The sequence below is a fragment of the Pseudoalteromonas sp. BSi20652 genome (genome assembly GCF_000239855.1).
GTDB lineage: Bacteria > Pseudomonadota > Gammaproteobacteria > Enterobacterales > Alteromonadaceae > Pseudoalteromonas.
In genome coordinates, this window is record NZ_BADT01000184.1 from 1 (window position 1) to 2,821 (window position 2,821).

Sequence of the window (2,821 nt, forward strand, 5' to 3'; positions counted from 1 at the left end):
AGGTTTGGTGATTTCGGGCTGGGGGGCATCGTTATACCAATCTATTTTGTATGCCTCAGCATATAGCTCATCATAAATTTCGGTTTGTTGTTTAAAGCTCATATCACGCCAATACACTTCTGGGCGATTGTTTTGCTTATCAAACTCAGCGGTGATTGGGTCAAGGTGTCTGTGGCCTTCGTATTCAGGAATATCGGGTAATGGCTTGGTATTATCCATAAAGCGCACTAAGCGCTCCCAAAACAACAAACAATAAATAGGGTTTTGCGCAAGTTCAGTGACCACTATGGTCATTTTGGTTTGTGGGTATTTATCTCTGTCTTTGTGCGATATCACCGGGAAAAAAGCCCGAGAGCCCCCTTGGTCGGTGCTTTGGTTTACCAATACACACTTCATATCCTGCCAATCAAAACAACAATAACCAAATTCATCACGCTCGTCGCAACCGGGAATATCAAAGGTATAACCCACCTTGCCTGTAAGGCGGTCAAAATAGGCTAAATTAGGTGTTCTTATTCTCCCCCAAACCGGCATAAGGTTTAAAAATAATAAGTTCCAGCTCAGCACTAAGTATAGTAACCACCAATGAAAAGTGTCCTCCTCTCCATGAAATGGGATTAGCATAATATCTAAAGCAACAACTAAACTCCCAACAAAGCCTAAAAACATGGGTCCTAAAGTTAACGCTCGCCAACCATCATTACCGCATGAATGTAACTGAAAACGCTGTGAATCATTTAAATATATTTTTTTTCTTCATATAACCAGTGATGTAATAAACACACGCCTTTAAATTTCTTTTCTAATTCAAAGTCGAGCTTTTCCTTAAAAAAATTATTAAAGATTGTTTTACGTGGTAAAGCACCACCTAAGTATTTTAAGATACTCATAATACTCCTTTATACAACCCATGGATTTGGATAAGTTGGGTTGGCAATTGGTTTTGCTATTGCCTCAAAATCGAGCGGCAATGTAAGGTTTTTATCATACCTTAGCTCTGGGAACGGCCTTACTTTATCTATTTTAAGTAGCTGCCTTGGGTTATCAAAAGCAATGTTAATGGTATATAGCGCTTTAATAAGCTGCCCCTTTTCATCATGCACTGGTTGGTATTCTTTTGTGCCTGTAACACCTTTATAAATATAATTTTTACTCTCAACACTATGAGGGGTTAACAGGTTTTTTAACTTATAGCCAAATTTAAGTGCGAGTTCTGACTCCCCTTTAATAAAGTTAGGAATGCTCACCTCTATCGTGTATTGATTTTTAGCGACTTCGGTATAACCTGCCTTGGGTGAAAATAGCACTGCCATAATAAATTTATGGTAAGTATCTGGATTCGAAAAATCATTATACTCAGCATCGCGTTCACCCTGCCATATACCTTTTTATTTTTTGCAAAGGGGCCAAACTTGCACCACTTTTCGGCCTCAGTATCCATTAAGCTGACAGCTACGATTGAGAGGACAATACTGCCTAAAAATAACCCCCAACCTATAGGGCCCATGCTTACGAATATTGCACCATAAATAGCTGATGTCATGCCCATCATACCGGCTATCATATTCACTGTTGCGGCATCTCGGTCATGTTTATTCCACATTTCGACCGCATCGGCCATTTGCACGCCAGACATAAGCACGCCCATAACGCCACCAAAGGTTCTTAAATAAGTAAACTTAACCTCACCTTTAGTTAGTTGAGCAACTTTAGTGGCGGCAGTTTTCAGCCTTACTTTTGTTAAAGCGCTATTTCCTGCTGCTGATGAGTAATTCTCCCATACAGAGCCAACAGCAGCGATCACTCCGCCTATTACAGCAATATGTTTCATTGTTTGATAACCAACATCTTTGCCTGCAAACTCCTTTTCATATTCTGCGTAGATGTAATAGGCGGTTATGCCTGTTAAAGCGAGTAGTGCAATGGATGAGCCTCGCTTTGCTTCAAACCACATTTTGCCAAAATTATTTGGTGAGACCATTCTGGCTGCTACTGCGGGGTCTAAGTCTCGGTTATGCTCATACACAATACTGGCTGGGGTATCACTTGTAGGGGCGGTAAGTACTTTACCTACAGTACCCGATACCGATTTAAACGTGCCTTGAATATCATTGACCTCGTTGAGCATTTGCAGTATTTCTGCACGTACTTGCTTGAGCATATAAGGCTGACCACTTTGCGTTTTAAATTGAGCCGCCCCTTCTGGGTGCATATCCATATGGAGCTCACGGGCAATGGTGATCAGCTGGTTATTATTAACGGGTTTGCCTTTGGCGATACTGGCTAATGCATTTTTAAGCGCAGCTCGCCCTTTCGTTGATTTTATTTTTTCAATAAGTGGGTGACGTACAAAGCTCATACTTATAATCATTCTATCACTGGGTACGGCGTCCATATCATGAAGTTGAATATCGTGCAGTGGTGATACGTCAAAGCTTTTAGCTAATGAGCCTACTCGGGCATAAAATAAGCGTTCCTCAAGTCCTGCAAATGTTTGTTCTTTAAAAATTCGTTCCCAATACATGAGTGTCTCTGAGAGGATTTTTTCAATAACCGTAAGCAATCGAGACTCTACAAAAAGTGCCGGTATCCCTGGCTGTTTTAGCTCAGCATTTTTTACCTCTTGTTGCAGCTTTCGTGGATCAAAAGCCCCGAGCTCTTGGCCTATTTTATCTTCATCTGCGGTGGCTGCACTTAAGTTTTGCCCGTACAAGTCATCATTTGGGCAAAACTGTACATTGAGCCAAGAGCTGTCATCCCCCACTAATCCTTCGTTATAAGCTTTACCGTTATTGAATAACTCATTTAATTCGCTTGATAA

At 40.9% G+C, this 2,821-nt stretch carries 3 protein-coding genes and 1 pseudogene; all 4 read right to left on the reverse strand.

What is annotated here, in order from left to right:
• Positions 1–669, reverse strand: a 669-nt coding sequence (locus tag P20652_RS18795; RefSeq protein ID WP_050548221.1) for a hypothetical protein, incomplete at its 3' end; no start/stop codon positions are given.
• Positions 670–737: 68 nt separating this feature from the next.
• On the reverse strand, positions 738–890 hold the full coding sequence (locus tag P20652_RS21105) for a hypothetical protein (protein ID WP_008171126.1): 153 nt from the start codon (positions 888–890) through the stop codon (positions 738–740).
• 9 nt (positions 891–899) lie between these two features.
• A complete protein-coding gene (locus P20652_RS21110) occupies positions 900–1,313 on the reverse strand; it encodes a hypothetical protein (RefSeq protein ID WP_237707145.1) in 414 nt (137 codons plus the stop codon).
• Positions 1,250–2,821, reverse strand: a pseudogene (locus P20652_RS04095) (hypothetical protein); the annotation flags it as partial. The pseudogene P20652_RS04095 and the gene P20652_RS21110, both read right to left, overlap by 64 nt.

What these genes read in the sequence shown, in the direction of transcription:
- P20652_RS21105 (WP_008171126.1), bottom strand. Translation starts at nt 890, where the DNA reads ATGAGTATCTTAAAATACTTAGGTGGTGCTTTACCACGTAAAACAATC.
- P20652_RS21110 (WP_237707145.1), bottom strand. Translation starts at nt 1,313, where the DNA reads ATGGCAGTGCTATTTTCACCCAAGGCAGGTTATACCGAAGTCGCTAAA.